This is a genomic window from Comamonas sp. (assembly GCF_009360615.1).
Lineage (GTDB): Bacteria > Pseudomonadota > Gammaproteobacteria > Burkholderiales > Burkholderiaceae_C > Comamonas.
Map to the genome: position 1 here is coordinate 290,116 of NZ_SPEY01000020.1, position 19,879 is coordinate 309,994.

The following is a 19,879-nucleotide window of genomic DNA, read 5'->3' on the forward strand; positions in this document are numbered from 1 at the left end:
GTTGCGCTGTCTCAGTCCGTGATCTGTGCCAGCGCTTGCTGGATCTGCTGCTCGGACTCGGGGCGCACGATGCGTGCCACTTCCTTGCCGTCACGCAGAAAAATCAGCGTGGGCCAGAGCTTGACGCGATAGCTGCGTCCCAGCGGCCTGCCGGGTCCGTCTTCCACCTTGATGTGCGCCACTTCCGGCTGGGCAGCCAGCGCAGCCTGCATCAGCGGCTGGGCGCGCTGGCAGTGGCCGCACCAGGGGGTGCCGAATTCCAGCAGGTTCGCGCCTTGGAGCGCATCGATGGCCTGCCTTGCGGGTTCGGTGGCCCGGTGGGTGGCTTGGTATGGCATGTCGTATTTCCTGGAATGGATCGAGGGGCGAAGGCCAGGCAGCGAGCCTGCCATCAGATCAGTCCTTGCAGCAGCAGAACGTTGACGGACTCTCCGGGTTCCACATCGCCGCGTGCATCGTCCAGCACGATGATGCAGTCGGCCGCGACCATGGAGCTGAGCACGCCCGAGCCTTGCGGGCCCGTGGTGCGTACGGCGGTCTGACCGTCCTCATTGCGCTCGAGCACGCCGCGCAGATATTCGGTACGGCCCGCACGCTTGCGCAGGCGCTCGCTGCTGATGGCCTGCAGCAGCGGCACGGGGGCGCAGCGTTCGCCTGCCAGCATGGCCAGCGCCGGGCGCACAAACATCAGAAAGCTCACCATGGCGGCCACCGGGTTGCCGGGCAGCCCCAGCAGCACTGCCGGGCGCTGGGTGGGTGACGTGCTGCTCTGCCGGAGCGAGCTGCCCGTGCCAGTCTTGATCGGGATGCCTGCTGATCGGGTCAATGAAATTCCTCCGGCGGGCGCGAGCAGGCCCACCGCCAGTGGCCGACCAGGACGCATGGCTACACGCCAGAACTGCACGGTGCCAAGGCGCTGCAGCATCGCACGGGTGTGATCGGCCTCGCCGGCGCTGATGCCGCCGCTGGTCAGCACCACATCAGCCAGGGTGGCTGCTTCACGGAGACGGTCTTCCAGCGCGCCTGGTTCATCGGGAACGGCCCCCAGGTCCAGCACATGGGCGCCCAGGCGTCGCAGCAACGCCTGCAGGCTGAAGCGGTTGCTGTCGTAAATGGCCGCCTCGCGCGGCTCGGTGCCGGGGCTCAGCAGCTCGTCGCCGGTGGAGAAATAGGCCACGCTGAGCCGGCGCCGCACACTGACCTGGCCCAGTCCCAGGCTGGCCAGCAGGCCCAGGGCGGCAGGGGTGAGGCGCTGGCCGGCCTGCAGCGCCACAGAACCTCGCTCCAGGTCTTCTCCGCGCAGGCGACGATTGGCGCCTGCGCGCAGGGCCTGGCCGTCAAACTGGATGGACTCCCCGATGGCGCTGGTCTGCTCATGGGCGACCACCGTATCCGCTCCGGCGGGCATGACCGCTCCGGTCATGATCTTCACGCATTCGCCCGCGCCAAGTCGGCCCTGCCAGGGTGATCCGGCCCGTGCCGTCCCCGCCACACGCAACCTCAAATGCGGGCCGGGCCCCGCCTGTGCCAGTTCGCTGCCGGCAAAGGCGTAGCCGTCCATGGCGCTGTTGTCATGGGGCGGTACGTTGACCGGGCAGATCACATCGGCAGCCAGCACACGATCCAGGGCGTCGGGCAAGGGCAGGGTCTCCACCTCGGCGACGGCACCCAGCGGCTGCAGCAAGGCTTGCAGCTGTTGCAGCACCTGGTCGGTGGTCAGCGTCGGGGCGCTGGTGGAAGCGGCGGGTTGAAAAGTCGCAGTCATAACAGCAAGGAAATAAACCTCATGACGGAATGCCGTCACGGGCTGCGCGGCACTTCATGCTCTAGGCTCGGGGTGCCGGTGAATCAGGATGGGCGATAGGGGACGATTTGCTCCAGATCAAGCAACTGGGCCAGCGTGTTGGCGTTGCTGAAGGCCTGCTCGTCCCCGGGACGGTCAAATCGGGCCTGGGCGCAACGGTGCATGGCGGTCCAGGCGTCTATCTTGCGGCCACCGCTGGTGATGAAGCGCGCCAGGCTGGGGGCGAGTCCGGTCTGCAGCAGGCAGAACACGGGCTGGGGACGCAGCCGTGGCGGTTGACCCGGCTGGGCATGCTCGGTATCCCAGCCATGAGCGACGACGATATCGGCATCGCCACGCGATGCCATCATATGCGCTGCCAGATCGGTAGGCAGCAGCGGCGTATCGCAAGGCACGCAAAGCAGCCATGGCGTGTGGCAGTGTTCGAGGCCGGCCATGAAGCCCGCCAACGGACCGGGGTAGTCGGGCAGGCTGTCGGCACAGACCCTGGCATCCAGTGGCTGGCCCAGGGCGGCATAGGCCGCAGCATTGCGATTGGCATTGATGAGCAGGGGGCCGACCTGTGGGGCGAGCCGCTGCAGCGCATGCAGTGCCAGTGGCAGGCCTTGAAAGCTCTGCAGGCCTTTGTCCACGCCGCCCATGCGTGCACCGCGCCCCCCGGCCAGGACGCACCCGGTGATCTGGTCAGGAGTGATGCAGGAGTCAGCCACCGATATAGCTCATCTCGATGCGCCGACCCTGCCGAAGTGGCGTGTCATCGGGCGGCATTTCGCTGCGCAGCTGCGAGTAGCGATCGTCACGCTGCTGCCAGATAGGGGCTATGGCGGCCGCAATCTCGGCATCGCTGGCGCCGTTGCGCAGCAGGCTGCGCAAGTCCCAGCCCTGGCTGGCGAACAGACACAGGTAGAGCTGGCCTTCGGTGGACAGGCGTGCGCGGTTGCAGTCGCCGCAGAATGCCTGGGTCACACTGCTGATGACACCCACCTCACCCAGCTGCGGGTCATGTTGGCCGCGGGCATCGGCATAGCCCCAGCGCACGGCGGTCTCTCCCGGGGCGCTGGGCGCCAGCGGGATCAGCGGCAGCTCGGCGCGCAGGCGCGCTATCACCTCGTCCGAGGGCAGCACCTCGTCCATGCGCCAGCCGTTGGTGGCTCCCACGTCCATGTATTCGATGAAGCGCAGCGTGATTCCCGTGCCGCGGAAATAACGGGCCATGGGCAGGATCTGGTCGTCATTGGTGCCGCGTTTGACCACCATGTTGACCTTGATGTGCGAAAGGCCAGCGGCCTGCGCAGCCTCGATGCCGGCCAGCACATCGGTCACGGGAAAGTCCACATCGTTCATGCGCCGGAACACGGCGTCGTCCAGCCCGTCGAGGCTGACGGTCACGCGATGCAGACCGGCGTCCTTCAGTGCGCGTGCCTTGCGCGCCAGCAGCGAGGCGTTGGTGGTCAGCGTCAGGTCCAGCGGCTGGCCGTCGGGCGTGCGCAGCCCGGCCAGCTGGGCGATGAGGGCTTCGATGTTCTTGCGCAGCAGCGGCTCGCCGCCGGTCAGGCGCAGCTTGCGCACGCCATGGGCGACGAAAAGTCCGGCCAGACGCGTGATTTCCTCGAAGCTCAACAGCGAGCTGTGGGGCAGATATTGGTAGTTCTTGTCGAAGACTTCCTTGGGCATGCAGTAGTTGCAGCGGAAGTTGCAGCGGTCGGTGACGCTGATGCGCAGGTCGCGCAAGGGCCGTCCCCATTGATCCTGCAGCAGGCCGGTAGGGGCCTGCAGGGAGCTGGGGACGATTGCGCTGCGGGATGCCGCACGCTCATCGACCAAGGGGATCACACGTTCTGCCATGGGCTCGATTGTGCCGCAAGCGCGAAGCCCGGGCCGGCAGCGGGCTTGTTGTAGGCTATCAAAATTGATAGCTGGTAGCGCTTTGTGGTAGTGTGGATCAGGCTTGTGTAGTGGTTCCCCTGAGTTGGTGAGCCTGCGGCTTCCAGTCTTTGAACTCGGGGTAGAACTCGGCCACGCCGGGGCCGCTGAAGTCCCAGCCCAGGCACTGGCCCAGATGTCGGGGGGGCAGGCCTGATGCATTCGTGCCGAACTGGTTGTGCACGGTGTGAAACGCGGGCGTCGCCATATTGAACAGCAGCTCGCGCAGGTGCGTGCAGCCCACCACCCCGCCCAGGTGGTCGGCAATGGCGCGGCGCCAGCCACGGGCGATGCAGCAGCCCACCATCTTCTGCATGGACCTTGTGGCCTGGGGGCAGTGACCCAGGGGGTGGTCGTCCATGGCGGCTTCTATGCCATGCACCACCATGTCCGCATCGACGGTCAGGCGGATCCACATGTGGTGAATCGGCTTGCCTGCCGGCACCTTGCGGCGGCCGTGCAGCTCGATGTCATAGGTTTTCTGGTCGATCAGCTCGGCTTCCACGTCCCACATGCCGTCATCACGGGCATAGCCCCGGTATTTGACGTCGCGCATGTGGATGGGGGCTGGCGTGCGGCTGGCACTGGGAGGCAGGGGCATGGGGTATCCGTTGTGATGGCGGGCGACGACGGCGGCATGTCGGAACGAGGCTGGACCGCCCGCGAAGATCTTGAATCGGGTCTGGCGTGTCAGACCCGATTTCATTATCAAAGAGATAGCAGGCTTGTCCAGCACCGAGCGGACAGCGGGCAGCAAGGAAACGGTTCCGAGCCCTGTGGCAAGCGCCTAGCTGCTCGTGGGTATCTGTCCGGTGAGTGCTGCGGCCTTGAGGGCGGCCAGGTCGAGAACTTCCAGCTTGCCGCGACGCAGTTGCAGCCAGCCGGCCTGCTGCAGCTCCTGCAGGATCTGGTTGGTGGTCTGGCGTGACAGGCCCAGCATGCGCGCAATCTGTTCCTGCGACACCGCCAGCTCGCGGTGGGTGCGCATGCGGTCGGCCCATTGCTCGTGGCCCATGGCCATCTGCACCAGGCGGCACATCACACGCTGCGGTGCAGGCAGCACGGTCTGCTCCTCCAGCGCAATCAGGCTGGCGCGCAGCTTGTGGGTCAGCAGCAGGGCCATGTGGCGCCAGCAATGCGGGTTGGCATCCAGCCATTCGTGCAGTGGCGTTATCGGGATATGCAGCAGTGCGCAGGCGGTGTTGGCGCAGGCATCGTGGGTTCGGGGCTCGCCATCGAAGAGGGCGATCTCGCCCAGCCAGCTCGGCGGCTCGATCAAGGTCAGCAAGGCCGTGCGCGTGTTTTCCTGGAGAGCGGCCGTGCCGGAGATGCTGAGCGAGCCCCTGGCCACCGCATACAGGCCGCAGGGGGCGTCGCCGCGGCGAAACAGCCATTCGCCGGCGGCCAGCAGCCTTGGTTGGGCCAGTTGCTGCATCTGGGCGGTCAACTCCAGCGGCAGGGAACGGAACCAGCGGCCGGCCTGCACGATGGCCCAGAGGTCAATGGCGTTGACATGCTCGAAGCTGCCGCGCTTGCGTGCAGGGGGCACTGAGGCCAGTGCAGGCCTGGGTGAGGGGGTTAGCGCTTGTGTCGGTGGCATGACAGACGGCAAGGTTGATGCTGCGCCACCATGCTCGGACAAGCGACCCGGAGATACAGCGATGAAAACCCTAATCGATCAACTGTCCGGCTACGCCGGCTACCACCGCGACCCGCGCAATATCCTCACGCACTACATCGGCGTGCCCATGATCATGCAGGCGGTGATCATTCTGCTGGCCAGGCCGCAATGGCTTGTGCCGGGTGGCATCCCGGTCTCCCTGGCCCTGCTGGCAGCGGTTGCCGCCGCAGTGTATTACTGGCGGCTGGACGGTCGCTACGGCCTGTTCATGAGCCTGGTGCTGGTCTCCATGCTGGTGCTGGCCACTCCTGTCGCCGTACAGCCCCTGGGCGACTGGCTTGCCTGGGGGCTGGGCCTGTTCGTGCTCGGGTGGGTGATCCAGTTTGTCGGTCACTACTGGGAGGGGCGCAAGCCCGCGTTTCTGGACGACGTGACGGGACTGGTGATTGGTCCGCTGTTCGTGGCTGCCGAGCTGGGCTTTGCGCTGGGGCTGCGCAAGGAGGTGCAGACGGCCGTGGAGATGCGCTGCGGCCCCGTACGTCGCCGACAGCCCCTGAGTCCGTGAGGCCCTTTTCCCGGCGCATGAAGCGTTGACGGGAAAGGACGGAAAGCCTGCTTGATGCGCATTCATGGCGGTGCCGCCTGCCCGGAATACACCGCAGCGGGCCCCGCTTTCGAGCCTGTAATGCCAGCGTTAGGGTCATGCGCCTAAAATCACGGGCTGACCCTCAGATGCCGATGCTCAGTTGGCTCTGGCGGGGCTTTTTGTATTACTTCTCCCAACCATCATGTCTCTGAACAATGTGACCCCCGGCTCCAAGACGCCTGAAGTCTTCAACGTCGTCATCGAAATCTCGGCCAACTCGGCTCCCGTGAAGTACGAAGTGGACAAGGAATCCGGCTGCCTGTTCGTGGACCGTTTCCTGGGCACTGCCATGCACTACCCCGTGAACTACGGCTACGTGCCCCAGACCCTGTCGGGCGACGGCGACCCCGTGGACGTGCTGGTGATGACTCCCTTCCCCCTGCCCAGCGGCGTGGTGGTGCCCTGCCGTGCCATCGGCATTCTGGAGATGGAAGACGAGTCCGGCGTCGACGGCAAGGTTCTGGCTGTTCCCACACAGAAGCTGCTGCCTTCCTACGACAAGATCAACCACCTCAGCGATATCCATGAGCTGACCCTGCAGCAGATCGCCCACTTCTTCGAGCACTACAAGGATCTGGAAAAGGGCAAGTGGGTCAAGGTTCTGGGCTGGAAGGGCGTGGACGCGGCACACAAGGAAATCGTGGACGGTATCGCCAACTACAAGGGCTGATCCAAACTAGTAAAGGGTCTCTAACCTTTACTTGCAGAGAAGCCTCTCTGTCTGCATCTATACAATTTGAAACGCACCCGGCGGATCTCGCTTGGTGCGTTTTTTCTTGCCTGTATCGATAAATACGAGGGGATGCGCATGAGTTGGAAGATTTCAGACTGGCGCGTGGGGACCAAGTTGGGCATCAGCTTCACCGCGCTGGTGCTTCTTTCTGGATTGCTCGGGCTGGTGGCCTGGTTGCAGCTATCCAGCATTCATGCAGCAGGCCGCGAGGTATCGGAGGTGGCGCTGCCCAGCGTCTACAACGCGGCTTCCATGCGCTCCGAGTACAACCGCCTGCGCCGGCATGAGGCGGGAATCGCTACCTCACGCACCCTGGTCGAGATCGAGGGCTATGAGCAGCAGATCCAGCAGCGTCTGAAAACCATCGGCGAGCAGGAGAAAGTGGTCAATGACCTGATTGCCAGCCAGCCGCTGCGCGAGGCCTACGAGGGTTATCAGGCCAACAAGGCGAACTACCTGAAACTGCACCAGCAATTGCTGGCGCGGGCCCGTGACGGCGACTACAACACCGTGGACAGCCAGGCCGGCATGGCCGACGAACTGGGCCTTTTCTTCGCGGGGCTGTCCGAGCAGGCCTTCAGTCAGCTGGCGGAAAGCACGGGCAAGCTGATGGCGCTGCAACTTGAGAGTGCGGCACAGGCCCAGCAGGCCGAGAAATCCAGTTTCGAGCTGGCCCGCTACTGGCTGCTTGGCACGCTGGCGCTGGTGGTGCTGTTTGCCGCAGTAGTCGGCATTGCGATGACACGCGCCATCACGGCGCCCGTGGCCACGGCCGTTGAGCTGGCCCAGGCCGTGGCTGCCGGCAAGCTGGGCACGGTGGTGAAAAACCAGCGCCGCGATGAGATGGGATTACTGCTCAACGCGCTGGAGGACATGCGTCGCCAGTTGTCCTCCGTGGTCCAGGACGTGCGCGGCAATGCCCATGGCGTGGCCCTGGCGTCCAGCGAGATTGCGCAGGGCAATGCCGATCTTTCATCGCGCACCGAAAGCCAGGCCAGTGCTCTGGAGGAGACGGCGGCTTCCATGGAGCAACTGGGCTCCACCGTGCGTCAGAATGCCGATAACGCCCAGACCGCCAATCAGATGGCCAGGAACGCCTCCGATGTCGCGGGTCGCGGGGGCGCCGTGGTGGCCCAGGTGGTGGACACCATGAAGGGTATCAACGACAGCAGCCGCCAGATAGCCGACATCATCGGCGTCATCGACTCGATTGCCTTCCAGACCAATATCCTGGCCCTGAATGCAGCCGTGGAGGCGGCCCGAGCGGGCGAGCAGGGGCGTGGCTTTGCCGTGGTGGCAGGCGAGGTCCGTACGCTGGCCCAGCGCAGCGCCGAAGCTGCCAAGGAAATCAAGCAGCTCATTCATGCCAGCGTGGAGCGCGTGGAGCAAGGCTCTCAACTGGTGGACAAGGCCGGTGCCACCATGGCGGAAATTGTGACGGCCATCGGCCGGGTGACGGACATCATGGGCGAGATCAGCGCCGCCAGCCGTGAGCAAAGCCAGGGCGTCGCCCAGGTCGGCGAAGCGATCACCCAGATGGACCAGGCCACGCAGCAGAACGCCGCCCTGGTGGAGGAGAGTGCGGCGGCAGCCGATTCCCTGCAACGCCAGGCCAAGGCATTGGTCGATTCAGTGGCGATTTTCCAGCTCGGCAATCAGGCTCCGGGCTTTGCGGCTGCGGCTTTGCGCAGCCGGGCGGAACCCTCGGAATCGACAGCGGCCAGGGCCGCCAAGGGGGCGAGCCCCGGGGTCTCGGTCTTGGCCGGCCAGGGGCCGGGCAAGGCCGTGTCTGCGGCCCAGCCCGCTTTGAGAGGTGATCAGGACTGGGAGCAGTTCTGAGGTAGTGCCGGTTCTCATGATTTTTTCCAAACCCCGATAGCGAGCGCTGTCGGGGTTTTTTTTCGAGCTTTCTCCAAACTGTCTTGATATTGATCAAGAAGAAGGGTGGCTTGGTGCTTTTTCAAGGCTATGTATATCGTGGCGGCATCGAGAATCCCTGGTTGCGGTCATTGGTAACTTCTAGTAACCGTGGTGATGTCGGTGGCGGCCTACGCGGTTGTAGGCTCTTGTGGATAGGCAGGAAATATGAAACTGGAAACAATTGAAAACACATAAACAGGTATCCGGTTCATGCCATCTCTTGTAAGCCATTCAAAGAGATATTTTCCGATCGGTAATAAGAACTGAGTTCGTGAGCTTCGCAGGCGTGGATTCAGCAGTAGTATTTATAAATAACTAATTGGTAATAGAGGGGGGTGCAATCAATGAAAAGCATCAAAATCTCCACGCGGATTCTCGGCACGTTCGGGATTCTGGTCGTGCTGCTGGTTGTGGTGGTCGCCATGGCTTTGCTGCAGCTGCGCTCCATGCGCTCCAGTGCGGAAATCATTACCGGCAATGCCTTGCCCAGTGTGGAGGTGATCAATACCCTCAATACCGATCTGGCGCGCACCCGCTTGCTCGAATTACGGCATGTCAATAATGACGATCCAGCTTATATGGCTCAGGTGGAAAACCAGTTCGAGCAACTGCAAAGACATCTGGCAGAGGCAAAAAAGCTCTATGAGCCGCTAATCGTCACCGCCGAGGAGCGCGAGATCTACGCGCAGTTCCTGCGGGAGCGGGAGCGTTATGTCGAATTGAACAAGCAACTGTTCGAGGTGTCGCGTCAGGGTGACAAGGAGCAGGCCAAGCAGCTGCTGGGAGGTGAATCCCTCAAGCTGTATGACCAGTCTTCGGCAACACTGCAAAAACTGATCAAGTTCAACAGCGATGTGGCGAGGACCGAGACGCTGGCTTCGGAGAGCGTTTACGACCGCGCAGTGAGCTTGCTGGTCCTGGCTGCAACGATTTCCGTGCTGGTCGCCCTGGGCGCTGGCATCTGGCTGGTGCGTTCCATCCGTGCGCCGCTGGAGCAGGCCGTGCAGGCCGCCGACCGCGTGGCCAATGGGGATCTCAGTGGCGTCATTCGCGTGGAGCGAGAAGATGAAACCGGTCGCCTGCTGGGTGCCCTGGAGCGCATGCAGAGCAGCCTGGTGCAGACCGTGCGCACGGTACGCCAGAACGCGGAAGGCGTGGCCTCGGCCAGCTCCCAGATCGCTTCGGGCAATGCCGATCTGTCCAGCCGCACCGAGGAGCAGGCCAGCGCACTGGAGGAAACCGCTGCCTCCATGGAGGAGCTGGGCTCCACCGTGCGCCAGAACGCCGACAACGCGCGTGCAGCCAATCAGATGGCGGTGAATGCTTCCCAGGTAGCCGCGCAGGGCGGAGCCGTAGTGGCCGAGGTGGTGGAGACCATGAAAGGCATCAACCACAGCAGCCAGCAGATTGCCGACATCATCACCGTCATCGACTCCATCGCCTTCCAGACCAATATCCTGGCGCTGAATGCGGCCGTGGAAGCGGCACGCGCCGGCGAGCAGGGCCGAGGTTTTGCCGTGGTGGCGGGCGAGGTGCGCACGCTGGCCCAGCGCAGCGCCGAGGCTGCCAAGGAAATCAAGGCCTTGATCAGCACCAGCGTGCAGCGGGTGGAGCAAGGCACGCAGCTGGTGGACAAGGCCGGCGCGACCATGGCCGACATCGTGTCGGCGATCAGCCGCGTGACGGATCTGATGACCGAAATCAGTGCCGCCAGCCAGGAGCAGAGCCAGGGTGTGGCGCAGGTGGGCGAGGCGGTCACGCAGATGGATCAGACGACGCAGCAGAATGCGGCGCTGGTCGAGGAAAGCGCCGCCGCCGCCGGTGCGCTGCGCAAACAGGCCCAGGACCTGGTACAGGCGGTAGCGGTGTTTCAGCTGCCGGCGGCTGCCTCGCATGAGCAGGCGCCGAAGACGCTCTCGCGTCCCGGCGCTCCAGCCAAGGCCCCGGTCGCCGCTCCTGCGCGCCCGGCCCCTGAGCGGCGCGTGGCGGCCCAGCCAGCACCCAGGCAGGTGGCTCCACGGTCGTTGATGGGCGCATCCATGGCCGGCGAGCCGGCTGCGCGCAATGCGCCGAAGTCGCCGCTGAACGAGGATGACTGGGAAACGTTCTGAGCGTGTGACAGACCCCGGGATTCCAGGCCGCTGCAAAGCGGCCTTTTTTGTCTCCGTCTTCAGGCCCTGCGCAGCGGGCTATGGGACTGCAGCTCTTGCACATACTGGGCCATGCCTTCACCTTCACGTTGCAAAAAGCGCTCGATGGCATCGGCAAAAGCCGGGTGCGCCACCCAGTGGGCGCTGGGGGTCTCCACGGGCAGCAGCGCGCGGGCCATCTTGTGCTCTCCCTGGGCGCCGCCTTCGAAACGGTCAAAGCCGCTGGCGATGCACCATTCGATGGGCTGGTAGTAGCAAGCTTCGAAGTGCAGGCTGTCGACCCGCTCCAGAGCGCCCCAGTAGCGGCCATAGGCGACCTTGTCATTGATAGCGGCTTGCGCTTGCCTGTCGTCAAAAGATAATGGATCCGATGCTGAAATCGCTGACCGAAAAGCGGTAACAGCTATCAAACTTGAGGCGATTGGTTGCCCGTTGCGCTCGGCGATGAACATCACCCAGTTCTCCGGCATGGCCGCAGCCATGGCGGCAAAGAACTCCGGTGTCAGATAAGGCGGGTTGCCATGCTCCAGGTAGGTGCGCTCATAGCAGCGGTAGAAGAAAGACCAGTCCGGCGCACGGATGTCTCGGCCCTGCAGGGCTGTGAAGCGCACGCCGGCTTCGCGAACCTTGCGCCGCTCCTGGCGGATCTTCTTGCGCTTTTCCTGGTTCAGTGAGCCCAGAAAGTCGTCGAAGTCCTTCCAGCGGGACCGAGTCGCCGCAGCGTCATCGCACGTCTGCTCGCTTGTCGGTGCTTCTCCGGCGGGCGGGCAGGCTCCCGCAGCGGGGAGCGCGCGCGGAGTGTTCGTCCAGTGGAACTGCACCGTGCTGCGCCGCATCCAGCCGGCTGCGGCACAGGCGGCAAGATCGTCGGCGTCACCGAACAGCAGGTGCAGCGAAGAGAGCTGCTGTTCGGTGGCCCAGAGCTGCACGGCATGCACCAGCGCCTCGCGCAACGCCTGCGTGCGTGCCAGCAGGCGCGAGCCGGGGACGGGCGTGAAGGGAACGGCCAGCAAGCCTTTGGGATAGTAAGGCAGGCCATGCTGTTGATAGGCCCTTGCCCAGGCCCAGTCAAACACATATTCCCCGTAAGAGTGGCTCTTCATGTAGAGGGGACAGGCGGCCAGCAGTTCCTCGCCGTCCCAGAGGGTGATGACCCGGGCGATCCAGCCGGTATCGGGCGCGGCGCTGCCGCTTTGCTCCATGGCTGCCAGGTACTCGTGGCGCATGAAGGGCGTGGGCGTGGATTGAGAGGCCAGCAGTGCATTCCAGGTTTGTGCGTCCAGCTGCTGCACGCTGGCAAGCACGCGAGTGATAATTGTGTTTTCGGCCATGCCCTGATTGTCGCGGGCGCTGATGGCCTCACCGCCTAGCTTGCATTTCATGACGCTTTCCATCTGCTGTGCCCAACGCAATTTTGTTGTGGGAGACCTCTCTGGCAATGTCCAGAAAATCATTGCCGCTGCCGAGCAAGCTTATGTCAACGGAGCCCGTCTGCTGCTCACGCCCGAACTGGCCCTGTGTGGCTATGCGGCCGAAGACCTTTATCTTCGTCCGGCTTTTCTGGATGCCTGCGACACGGCCTTGCAGCAACTGCAGCAGGCCTGCAGCCGATGGCCGGGGCTGGTCATGGTCATCGGTCACCCGCTGCGCGATGCGCCGGGCGGCAAATTGTTCAACGCCGCCAGCGTATTGCGCGACGGCCAGCGGATTGCCTGTTACCGCAAGCAGTTGCTGCCCAACTTTGGCGTGTTTGACGAGCAGCGCTACTTTGCGGCCGGCGAGGAGAGCTGTGTCTTCGAGCTGGACGGCGTCCGTATCGGCCTGCTGATCTGCGAGGACGCGTGGCACGCCGGTCCGGCACGCGCCGCCGCGGCCGCAGGTGCCCAGTTGCTGGTTGTCATCAATGCCTCGCCATTCCATAGTGGCAAACCCCTGGAGCGCGAGGCGGTGATTGCGCAGCGCGCCGTGGAAACCGCGGTTCCTCTGGTCTATGCCCACCTGGTGGGTGGTCAGGATGAAGTGGTGTTCGACGGCTGCTCGTTCGCGGTGCAGGCTGACGGCCAGGTGGCGGCGCGTGCGGCGGCCTTCGAGGAAGATCTGCCCATGGTGGCTGTGCATCCGGGCAATGGCGGTGTGACGCTGATGGGCGAAGTCAGGCCCCTGCCGGACCGCCATCAGGCGCTCTGGTCTGCGCTGGTACTGTCGGTGCGCGACTATGTGGGCAAGAACCGCTTTCCCGGCGCGCTCATCGGTCTGTCGGGCGGCATGGACTCGGCCCTGGTGCTGGCCATTGCCGTGGATGCGCTGGGTCCGGACAAGGTGCGTACGGTCATGATGCCTTCGCCCTATACGGCCGATATCAGCTGGCTCGACGCGCGCGAGATGTCCGAACGTGTGGGGGTGCAGCACGAGGAGATCGATATCGCGCCGCAGTTCGAGGCCTTCAAGGCGGCGCTGGCAGCCACTTTTGCGGGGCGAGGCGAGGATACGACCGAGGAGAATCTGCAAGCCCGCATTCGCGGAACCTTGCTCATGGCCATGAGCAACAAGTTCGGCTCCATCGTGCTGACCACGGGCAACAAGAGCGAGATGTCCACCGGCTACTGCACGCTGTACGGCGACATGGCTGGCGGCTTTGCCGTCATCAAGGACGTGTTCAAGACCGAGGTGTTTGCGCTGGCGCGCTGGCGCAATGCCAACGATCCCTTCGGTACGGGGCTCGATCCCATTCCCGAGCGCATCATCACGCGCCCGCCCAGCGCCGAGCTGCGTCCCGATCAGAAGGATCAGGACAGCCTGCCGGACTACGAGGTGCTCGATGCCATCGTGTCTCGCTACATGGAAAACAACGAGAGCATAAGCTCCATCGTCGCCGAGGGTTTTGCGCCGGCGGACGTGGAGCGGGTCACGCGTCTGATACAAATCAACGAGTACAAGCGCCGCCAGGCCCCGGTCGGTCCGCGCCTGACTGTGCGAAGCTTCGGCAAGGACTGGCGCTACCCGATCACCAACCAATTTCGCGCCTGAGACTTTGCCTCCGGTGTTTTGCCGATTTCAATCCATTGAGGAACTAGCCCCATGAAAATGATTACCGCCGTCATCAAGCCCTTCAAGCTCGAGGAGGTGCGCGAGGCCCTGGCCGAGTGTGGGGTGAACGGTTTGACCGTGACCGAAGTCAAGGGCTTTGGCCGCCAGAAAGGCCATACCGAGCTCTACCGTGGCGCAGAGTACGTGGTCGATTTCCTGCCCAAGGTGAAGATCGAAGTGGTGGTGCGTGACGAGGACGTAGACCGCTGCGTGGACGCTGTCGTCAATGTCGCGCGCACCGGCAAGATTGGCGATGGCAAGATCTTCATCACTCCCGTGGAGCGGGTGGTGCGCATCCGAACGGGCGAGCTGGACGATACCGCGGTCTGAGCGGGCATGCCGCGCGCCGGGCATGCGCCCAGTCAAAAAGCCAGACCTCGAGTCTGGCTTTTTGATGGAAAGGAGCCGCGTGTGCGTACGGCCGGCAGGTCGGCAGATGGCCCACTGAAGTGTTTTTCAGGGCTCAGATCACCGACCGCAGAGGCGGCGTATCCAGCTGGCTGCCGGCATTCTGGACGAGATTTTGCAGCAGGGAAGAGGTGTCGCTGCTGCTCTCGACCAGGCCCATCTGCCACTCGCCCATGAAGCCGTTGCCCACACACGACTGAAGAAACTGCAGCATGGCGTCGTAATAGCCATCCACGTTGAGGATGCCGACAGGCTTGTCGTGGTAGCCCAGCTGGCGCCAGGTCCAGACTTCGAACAGCTCTTCAAACGTGCCGATGCCGCCGGGCAAGGCCACGAAGGCGTCGCTGCGCTCGGCCATCATGGCCTTGCGTTCGTGCATGTTCTTGACGATGTGCAGTTCGTCGCAGGCCTGGTTGGCCAGTTCCTTGTCGACCAGTGCCTGGGGGATGATGCCGACGACACGGCCGCCGGCTTCGCGCGTGGCCTCGGCCACGACACCCATCAGGCCGCTGCGCCCGCCGCCATAGACCAGCTGGCCGCCGCGCGAGCCTATCCACTGGCCCACGGCCTTGGCGACTTCGGTGAATTGAGGGTTGGTTCCGGGGCGTGAGCCGCAGTACACGCAAATGGAAAAAGCGGGTTGAGTCATACGATGAAACGGTGGTAGAGAGCAGCAGCCCACACGGCGCCGCACAGGCACAGGGCCAGAAATACCGCGGCGCTGCCCATGTCCTTGGCTTTCTTGGACAGCGCATGCCATTCAGGGCTGATACGGTCGATGGCTGCTTCTATGCCGGTATTGAGCAGTTCCACAATGAGAACCAGGATGACGCTGCCGGCCAGCAGTGCTGTCTGTTCCCAGCTCCGGCCCAGCCAGAACGCCAGCGGGATCATGACAAATGCGCAGACGGCTTCTTGCTGAAAGGCTTTTTCATGCCAGCCGGCCTTGAGGCCGGCCAGAGAATAGCCGCCGGCATGCAGCACACGGGACAGCCCGGTGCGGCTCTTTTGCGGGTTGACAGGGTCGGGGGATGAGTTGCTCATGGAGAAGTCAGGTCAGCGGATGCGTTTGGGTGCGGGGGGCTGGTGTACCAGCTGGGTGCCAGCCCAGGCGTCGTGCCAGAACTGCTTTCGCGGGTGAAAGCGGCTCAGCAGCGCCCAGATCAGTATCCAGCCCATGAGCAGTACCAGCACCTCCAGCGGCGGCAGGCCCAACGGGTAGAGCAGGGCCAGCGGTGGCAGCCACCACATCCAGCTGGTCGCGTAGCGCAGCAGGGCGCGGGTCTGCGTCAAGGGGCGGCCCTGGCTGTCGACCACGCGGATATGCCAGGTCTTCATGGCCAGCGTCTGCCCCTTGCTCCAGAACCAGACAAAGTAAATTCCCAGCACCACCAGCATGAAGGCCTGCAGCAGATGGCGATTGTCGAGGGCGTTGCGCGTCTGCGACAGTGTGCCGAACAAATAGCCGGCGATGAACACCACGCCAAACAAAAGCATGCCTTCATAAAGCCAGCAAGCCATGCGGCGACGCAGGCTTGGGGCTATGAAATCAGGAGTCGATGAGGGTGCTGCACTGCCTTCGCGGATCGGGGTGTCTTGCTGCATGCGGACATTGTAGGGCTCAGGTCAGCGGGCTTGGCTCTCGGTCTGCTGCTGCGACCCTGTCATGGGTGCGCGTCTTGAGCTGGGACATCCAGCGGCGGCAGGGTGATGGGGGTGGCCCGTGGAATGTCCACGGGCGCGGTCTCGACAATTACCGACGGAGTGCGGACGGGGTGAGTCTCCACCATGGCCGGCGTGGAAGGCACGGGGGGCGGTGGGTGGTGAATGGTCGCGGGAGGAATCTTGGGCAGATTGGGCACCGTATTCGGAGAGGCCGTGGCAGCAGGAATGCGGGCGAGCTTCTTCGTGGGTACGGGCTTGATGGCGGGGGCGGCGGTCACCACCTTGGGCGTTGCGCGGGCTGCCAGCAAGCGCTTTTCCTCATCGCTCAAGGCCTGGTAGGCCTCCCATTGGGCCTGCTTGTCTGTCGCGAGCCGGTTGGTGATGGCGAAGTTCAGGCGGGCCTGGTTGCGCTGGGCGGCACTCAGGCCGGACCAGTCTTCCATGCGGTCATGGAGCTTTTGTTGCTCGCGCTCGCTCAGTTTGTCAAAACCATCCGCCAGGGCAATCCAGCGGCGCTTCTGCACCGAGCCTATCATCGCCCAGCGCTCCTCGAGCGGCTGCAGAACTTCGCGCTGGTGGTTGCTGAGCTCGCCCCAGCGGGGACCCGAAGCCTGGGCTGAGGCTCTCTGGCGCGTCGAGGGATCCGCGTGCATGGACCGGGAGGTTGCGACTGTGGCCGGGGGGACGGAGCTGGGGGCCAGTCTGACTTGCTGTACGACATTCCACCCCGTCCAGCCCAAGGTCACCAACAACAGCGCCGCCATGACGGCGGCGGTGTTGTCGGGTTTCAGGAGGGAGCGCTTCTCAGTGGGCATCAATGCAGGGCGGCAGGCTGTTTAGTGTTCTGATGGGGTGGCTGCCGAGGTCTTGAGGTACTGGATGAAGCCAGGGTCAGCGTAGGCGGCAGGGGGCAGATCGTCGGTCAGCAAGGCGGTATCGACCTCGGCGACTTCGCTGAGCATACTTTGTTCGGTGTCGGAGTTGTAGATCACCAGGCCCGCAATGAGTGCAAAGACCGGAATGGCCGAGACCAGGGTGCGCCACCAGCCATTGCCCTCGTCGGGGCTGCCCAGTGTAAGGGTGCTGCCCTGGGCCGATGCAGAGGCACTGGTCTGGGCGTGCAGCACGGACACTTCGCGGCGGCGTATGGACACCGCCTGCTCGCGGGAGGCCCGCAGTCGTTCGGTGACTTCATAAGGGAGCAGGGCTTCTCCCTCACTCAGTCGGGCAGTGATTTGACGGGCGATTCGGTCGACGGCCTGTTCTTGCCGGAGGGTGGGCACGGATTTCATAACTCGATTCCTTTGGCCTTGAGTGCCTTGCTCAATGTTTGGATGGCTCGGAAGCAATGGGTTTTGACGCTGCCTTCTGAGCAACCCATGGCAGCTGCGGTCTCCGCGACATCCATCTCTTCCCAGTAACGCATGAGAAAGGCCTCGCGTTGACGCGCCGGCAGCTCCTGTATCTCTATTTCTATGCTTTGCAAGGTCTGCTTGCGCTCGGTCAGGCTCTCGGCGTTGCCGGAGGCGGCTTCATCGCTGTGGGTGGCATAGGTTTCCAGCCAGTCGAAATCGCTGTCCGCGTCCACGGAGGACTCCAGGTCGCTGAAGTGCGTGAAGACGGCTTTCTGGGTCTTCTGGCGGCGAAACCAGTCCAGCGTGCTGTTCGACAGGATGCGCTGGAACAGCATGGGCAGCTCGTTGGCGGGCTTGTCCCCATAGTGCTGGGCCAGCTTGAGCATGCTGTCCTGCACGATATCCAGGGCGGCCTCCTCGTCACGGACGTGGAAAACGCTGCGTTTGAAGGCGCGCTTTTCAACGTCTTTGAGGAATGCAGACAGTTCTTGTTCTGTGGCCAAGAGAGAATAACCCTGGAAAAGCGGGAGTCGGTTGGTGATGAAAGCCGCAGATTATCGCATTCGATGATGTTTTTTTGTGTACTGCAATTGAAGGTCTTGTTGCAGTGCGATAATGATCTTCAACTTAAAGAAGCAAACGGATCACGGTCCGGCGTACACACAAACGTCCATGGCATGTGGTCTTAAGTCCTAAACCGGCCTCACAAGGGCTTCAGGCTAAGGGCACCGAAGGTTTTTCGTTAGAGAAATTCACAAAGGTTGATCATGGAAATCTCCAAAGCCGAGCTGGCCTCTGCAGCCGCCGCATCGTCCCCCAAGGGCGCCCAGGAACTGATGGGCTCCGAAATCCTCATCAAGTCGCTTCAGGCCGAAGGTGTCAAGCACCTGTGGGGTTATCCTGGCGGGGCCGTTCTCTATATTTACGACGCGCTCTACAAGCAAGACAGCATCCAGCACGTTCTGGTGCGCCACGAACAGGCGGCCGTGCACGCTGCCGACGGTTTTGCGCGTGCCACCGGCGAGGTGGGCGTGGCGCTGGTGACATCCGGCCCCGGCCTGACCAATGCGGTGACGGGCATTGCCACTGCCTACACCGACTCCATCCCCATGGTGGTGATTGCGGGTCAGACATCGACCAATTACATCGGCACCGATGCATTCCAGGAGTGCGACACCGTGGGCATCACGCGTCCCATCGTCAAGCACAACTTCCTGGTCAAGGATGTGCGCGAGCTGGCCGAGACCATGAAAAAGGCTTTCCACATCGCCCGCACCGGTCGTCCCGGCCCTGTGGTGGTGGATATCCCCAAGGACGTGTCCTTCAAGAAGGCGCTGTACACGGGCTATCCCGAAAAGGTGGAAATGCGCTCGTACAACCCCGTCAAAAAGGGGCATGCGGGCCAGATTCGCAAGGCTTTGCAGCTGCTGCTGACGGCCAAGCGTCCCTATATCTACACGGGCGGTGGCGTGCTCCTGGGCAACGCCTGCAACGAGCTGCGTCAGCTGGTGGACATGCTGGGCTACCCGGTCACGAATACGCTGATGGGCCTGGGCGCCTATCCTGCCAGCGACAAGAAGTTCCTGGGCATGCTGGGCATGCACGGCACCATCGAAGCCAACAATGCCATGCAGAACTGCGACGTGCTGCTGGCCGTGGGTGCTCGCTTCGACGACCGCGTGATCGGCAATCCCAAGCATTTCATGTCGGTGGAGCGCAAGATCATCCATATCGACATCGATCCCTCCTCCATTTCCAAGCGCGTGAAGGTGGACGTACCCATCGTGGGCGATGTCAAGGACGTGCTGAACGAGCTGATCGCCATGCTGCGGGAGTCGGCCCAGCGCCCTGACGAGGCGGCTGTGGCTCAATGGTGGACCACCATCGAGGGCTGGCGCAGCCGTGACTGCCTGAGCTATGACAAGTCCAATACCGAAGTCATCAAGCCCCAGTACGTGGTCGACACGCTGTGGAACATGACCAAGGATGCGGATGCCTACATCACCTCCGATGTGGGGCAGCACCAGATGTGGGCGGCGCAGTACTACCGCTTTGACGAACCCCGTCGCTGGATCAACTCCGGTGGTCTGGGCACCATGGGTGTGGGCCTGCCCTACGCCATGGGCATCAAGCTGGCCAAGCCCGACTCCGAAGTCTTCTGCATCACGGGCGAAGGCTCGATCCAGATGAACATCCAGGAGCTGGCCACCTGCAGGCAGTACAACACCCCGGTGGTGATCTGCGCGCTGAACAACCGCTTCCTGGGCATGGTGCGTCAGTGGCAGGAAATTGAATACTCGGGTCGCTACTCAAGCAGCTATATGGATTCGCTGCCCGACTTCGTGAAGCTGGCCGAGGCCTTCGGCCACCGCGGCCTGCTGATCGAAAAGCCTGCCGATGTCGAGGCTGCGCTGCGCGAAGCGCGCCGTATCGTGCGCGAGGAAAGCAAGACCGTCTTCCTGGACTTCCGCACCGATCCGACCGAGAACGTGTTCCCCATGGTGCAGGCCGGCCGTGGCATCACGGAAATGCTGCTGGGCGCTGACGACCTGTGATGCGTAGAACGC

General features: G+C 63.3%; 20 protein-coding genes. 7 read left to right on the top strand and 13 right to left on the bottom strand.

Annotation, left to right across the window (positions count from 1 at the left end):
• Positions 1 to 11 precede the first annotated feature (11 nt).
• The 6 genes from E2583_RS06800 to E2583_RS06825 all read right to left on the bottom strand — a co-directional run bounded on the left by E2583_RS06800 (position 12) and on the right by E2583_RS06825 (position 5,327).
• A complete protein-coding gene (locus E2583_RS06800; protein ID WP_291594254.1) occupies positions 12 to 338 on the bottom strand; it encodes a thioredoxin family protein in 327 nt (108 codons plus the stop codon).
• A 53-nt stretch (positions 339 to 391) separates the two neighbouring features.
• Complete coding sequence (locus E2583_RS06805; RefSeq protein ID WP_291594256.1) at positions 392 to 1,765, bottom strand: molybdopterin-binding protein; 1,374 nt, start codon at positions 1,763 to 1,765, stop codon at positions 392 to 394.
• 83 nt (positions 1,766 to 1,848) lie between these two features.
• Entirely contained in the window at positions 1,849 to 2,514 is a 666-nt protein-coding gene (mobA, locus tag E2583_RS06810; protein WP_291594257.1) for a molybdenum cofactor guanylyltransferase MobA, read from the bottom strand.
• Entirely contained in the window at positions 2,507 to 3,649 is a 1,143-nt protein-coding gene (moaA, locus tag E2583_RS06815) for a GTP 3',8-cyclase MoaA (RefSeq protein ID WP_291594259.1), read from the bottom strand. The genes mobA and moaA overlap by 8 nt, the downstream gene beginning before the upstream one ends.
• A gap of 97 nt (positions 3,650 to 3,746) precedes the next feature.
• Positions 3,747 to 4,328 carry a DUF2889 domain-containing protein gene (locus E2583_RS06820; protein ID WP_291594261.1) on the bottom strand — a complete coding sequence of 194 codons (582 nt, stop codon included), beginning with the start codon at positions 4,326 to 4,328 and terminating at the stop codon, positions 3,747 to 3,749.
• Positions 4,329 to 4,514: 186 nt separating this feature from the next.
• Positions 4,515 to 5,327, bottom strand: coding sequence for a Crp/Fnr family transcriptional regulator (locus E2583_RS06825; protein ID WP_291594280.1), 813 nt, complete (start codon positions 5,325 to 5,327; stop codon positions 4,515 to 4,517).
• 61 nt (positions 5,328 to 5,388) lie between these two features.
• Here E2583_RS06825 and E2583_RS06830 point away from each other — a divergent pair, with 61 nt between their 5' ends.
• From E2583_RS06830 to E2583_RS06845, 4 genes are all read left to right on the top strand, one after another.
• Positions 5,389 to 5,913: a DUF962 domain-containing protein gene (locus E2583_RS06830; RefSeq protein WP_291594282.1), complete on the top strand. Its 525-nt coding sequence runs from the start codon at positions 5,389 to 5,391 to the stop codon at positions 5,911 to 5,913.
• Positions 5,914 to 6,136: 223 nt separating this feature from the next.
• Positions 6,137 to 6,664: an inorganic diphosphatase gene (gene ppa, locus E2583_RS06835; RefSeq protein WP_003056663.1), complete on the top strand. Its 528-nt coding sequence runs from the start codon at positions 6,137 to 6,139 to the stop codon at positions 6,662 to 6,664.
• A 138-nt stretch (positions 6,665 to 6,802) separates the two neighbouring features.
• On the top strand, positions 6,803 to 8,566 hold the full coding sequence (locus E2583_RS06840) for a methyl-accepting chemotaxis protein (protein WP_291594285.1): 1,764 nt from the start codon (positions 6,803 to 6,805) through the stop codon (positions 8,564 to 8,566).
• A gap of 425 nt (positions 8,567 to 8,991) precedes the next feature.
• Positions 8,992 to 10,758 carry a methyl-accepting chemotaxis protein gene (locus tag E2583_RS06845; RefSeq protein WP_291594287.1) on the top strand — a complete coding sequence of 589 codons (1,767 nt, stop codon included), beginning with the start codon at positions 8,992 to 8,994 and terminating at the stop codon, positions 10,756 to 10,758.
• Positions 10,759 to 10,817: 59 nt separating this feature from the next.
• On the opposite strand, the gene E2583_RS06850 is transcribed toward E2583_RS06845, so the two are convergent.
• Complete coding sequence (locus E2583_RS06850; RefSeq protein ID WP_291594288.1) at positions 10,818 to 12,179, bottom strand: GNAT family N-acetyltransferase; 1,362 nt, start codon at positions 12,177 to 12,179, stop codon at positions 10,818 to 10,820.
• Between E2583_RS06850 and E2583_RS06855 the strand changes: the two genes are divergently transcribed.
• Together E2583_RS06855 and E2583_RS06860 are read left to right on the top strand one after the other, a co-directional pair.
• Entirely contained in the window at positions 12,178 to 13,824 is a 1,647-nt protein-coding gene (locus E2583_RS06855; RefSeq protein ID WP_291594290.1) for an NAD+ synthase, read from the top strand. The two genes, E2583_RS06850 and E2583_RS06855, sit on opposite strands and share 2 nt — an antisense overlap.
• Before the next feature lie 51 nt (positions 13,825 to 13,875).
• The gene (locus tag E2583_RS06860; RefSeq protein ID WP_003056652.1) at positions 13,876 to 14,214 is read left to right on the top strand and encodes a P-II family nitrogen regulator; all 339 of its coding nucleotides are present in this window, start codon (positions 13,876 to 13,878) and stop codon (positions 14,212 to 14,214) included.
• A gap of 133 nt (positions 14,215 to 14,347) precedes the next feature.
• On the opposite strand, the gene E2583_RS06865 is transcribed toward E2583_RS06860, so the two are convergent.
• The 6 genes from E2583_RS06865 to E2583_RS06890 are packed head-to-tail and all read right to left on the bottom strand — an operon-like array spanning position 14,348 to position 17,815.
• Positions 14,348 to 14,941 (bottom strand): TIGR00730 family Rossman fold protein, encoded by a 594-nt coding sequence (locus E2583_RS06865; protein ID WP_291594294.1) that lies wholly within the window; start codon positions 14,939 to 14,941, stop codon positions 14,348 to 14,350.
• Positions 14,938 to 15,336, bottom strand: coding sequence for a diacylglycerol kinase (locus tag E2583_RS06870; RefSeq protein ID WP_291594296.1), 399 nt, complete (start codon positions 15,334 to 15,336; stop codon positions 14,938 to 14,940). The genes E2583_RS06865 and E2583_RS06870 overlap by 4 nt, the downstream gene beginning before the upstream one ends.
• Before the next feature lie 12 nt (positions 15,337 to 15,348).
• Positions 15,349 to 15,897, bottom strand: a complete 549-nt coding sequence (locus tag E2583_RS06875; RefSeq protein ID WP_291594298.1) for an RDD family protein — start codon at positions 15,895 to 15,897, stop codon at positions 15,349 to 15,351.
• A 59-nt stretch (positions 15,898 to 15,956) separates the two neighbouring features.
• Positions 15,957 to 16,772, bottom strand: coding sequence for a DUF3106 domain-containing protein (locus E2583_RS06880; protein ID WP_291594300.1), 816 nt, complete (start codon positions 16,770 to 16,772; stop codon positions 15,957 to 15,959).
• Positions 16,773 to 16,793: 21 nt separating this feature from the next.
• Positions 16,794 to 17,249 carry a DUF3619 family protein gene (locus tag E2583_RS06885; protein WP_291594302.1) on the bottom strand — a complete coding sequence of 152 codons (456 nt, stop codon included), beginning with the start codon at positions 17,247 to 17,249 and terminating at the stop codon, positions 16,794 to 16,796.
• The gene (locus E2583_RS06890) at positions 17,246 to 17,815 is read right to left on the bottom strand and encodes an RNA polymerase sigma factor (protein WP_291594303.1); all 570 of its coding nucleotides are present in this window, start codon (positions 17,813 to 17,815) and stop codon (positions 17,246 to 17,248) included. Before E2583_RS06890 ends, E2583_RS06885 begins: the two co-directional genes overlap by 4 nt.
• A 264-nt stretch (positions 17,816 to 18,079) precedes the next feature.
• On the opposite strand from E2583_RS06890, the gene E2583_RS06895 reads away from it, so the two are divergent.
• A complete protein-coding gene (locus E2583_RS06895; RefSeq protein ID WP_291594305.1) occupies positions 18,080 to 19,867 on the top strand; it encodes an acetolactate synthase 3 catalytic subunit in 1,788 nt (595 codons plus the stop codon).
• Positions 19,868 to 19,879 lie beyond the last annotated feature (12 nt).

Bases quoted from the DNA above. Each gene is read 5' to 3' on its own strand.
- E2583_RS06840 (WP_291594285.1), top strand. From the start codon at position 6,803: ATGAGTTGGAAGATTTCAGACTGGCGCGTGGGGACCAAGTTGGGCATC.
- E2583_RS06830 (WP_291594282.1), top strand. From the start codon at position 5,389: ATGAAAACCCTAATCGATCAACTGTCCGGCTACGCCGGCTACCACCGC.
- ppa (WP_003056663.1), top strand. From the start codon at position 6,137: ATGTCTCTGAACAATGTGACCCCCGGCTCCAAGACGCCTGAAGTCTTC.
- E2583_RS06865 (WP_291594294.1), bottom strand. From the start codon at position 14,941: ATGACTCAACCCGCTTTTTCCATTTGCGTGTACTGCGGCTCACGCCCC.
- E2583_RS06875 (WP_291594298.1), bottom strand. From the start codon at position 15,897: ATGCAGCAAGACACCCCGATCCGCGAAGGCAGTGCAGCACCCTCATCG.
- E2583_RS06850 (WP_291594288.1), bottom strand. From the start codon at position 12,179: ATGAAATGCAAGCTAGGCGGTGAGGCCATCAGCGCCCGCGACAATCAG.
- E2583_RS06845 (WP_291594287.1), top strand. From the start codon at position 8,992: ATGAAAAGCATCAAAATCTCCACGCGGATTCTCGGCACGTTCGGGATT.
- E2583_RS06885 (WP_291594302.1), bottom strand. From the start codon at position 17,249: ATGAAATCCGTGCCCACCCTCCGGCAAGAACAGGCCGTCGACCGAATC.
- E2583_RS06855 (WP_291594290.1), top strand. From the start codon at position 12,178: ATGACGCTTTCCATCTGCTGTGCCCAACGCAATTTTGTTGTGGGAGAC.
- moaA (WP_291594259.1), bottom strand. From the start codon at position 3,649: ATGGCAGAACGTGTGATCCCCTTGGTCGATGAGCGTGCGGCATCCCGC.
- E2583_RS06825 (WP_291594280.1), bottom strand. From the start codon at position 5,327: ATGCCACCGACACAAGCGCTAACCCCCTCACCCAGGCCTGCACTGGCC.
- E2583_RS06800 (WP_291594254.1), bottom strand. From the start codon at position 338: ATGCCATACCAAGCCACCCACCGGGCCACCGAACCCGCAAGGCAGGCC.
- E2583_RS06880 (WP_291594300.1), bottom strand. From the start codon at position 16,772: ATGCCCACTGAGAAGCGCTCCCTCCTGAAACCCGACAACACCGCCGCC.
- E2583_RS06820 (WP_291594261.1), bottom strand. From the start codon at position 4,328: ATGCCCCTGCCTCCCAGTGCCAGCCGCACGCCAGCCCCCATCCACATG.
- E2583_RS06860 (WP_003056652.1), top strand. From the start codon at position 13,876: ATGAAAATGATTACCGCCGTCATCAAGCCCTTCAAGCTCGAGGAGGTG.
- E2583_RS06805 (WP_291594256.1), bottom strand. From the start codon at position 1,765: ATGACTGCGACTTTTCAACCCGCCGCTTCCACCAGCGCCCCGACGCTG.
- E2583_RS06870 (WP_291594296.1), bottom strand. From the start codon at position 15,336: ATGAGCAACTCATCCCCCGACCCTGTCAACCCGCAAAAGAGCCGCACC.
- E2583_RS06895 (WP_291594305.1), top strand. From the start codon at position 18,080: ATGGAAATCTCCAAAGCCGAGCTGGCCTCTGCAGCCGCCGCATCGTCC.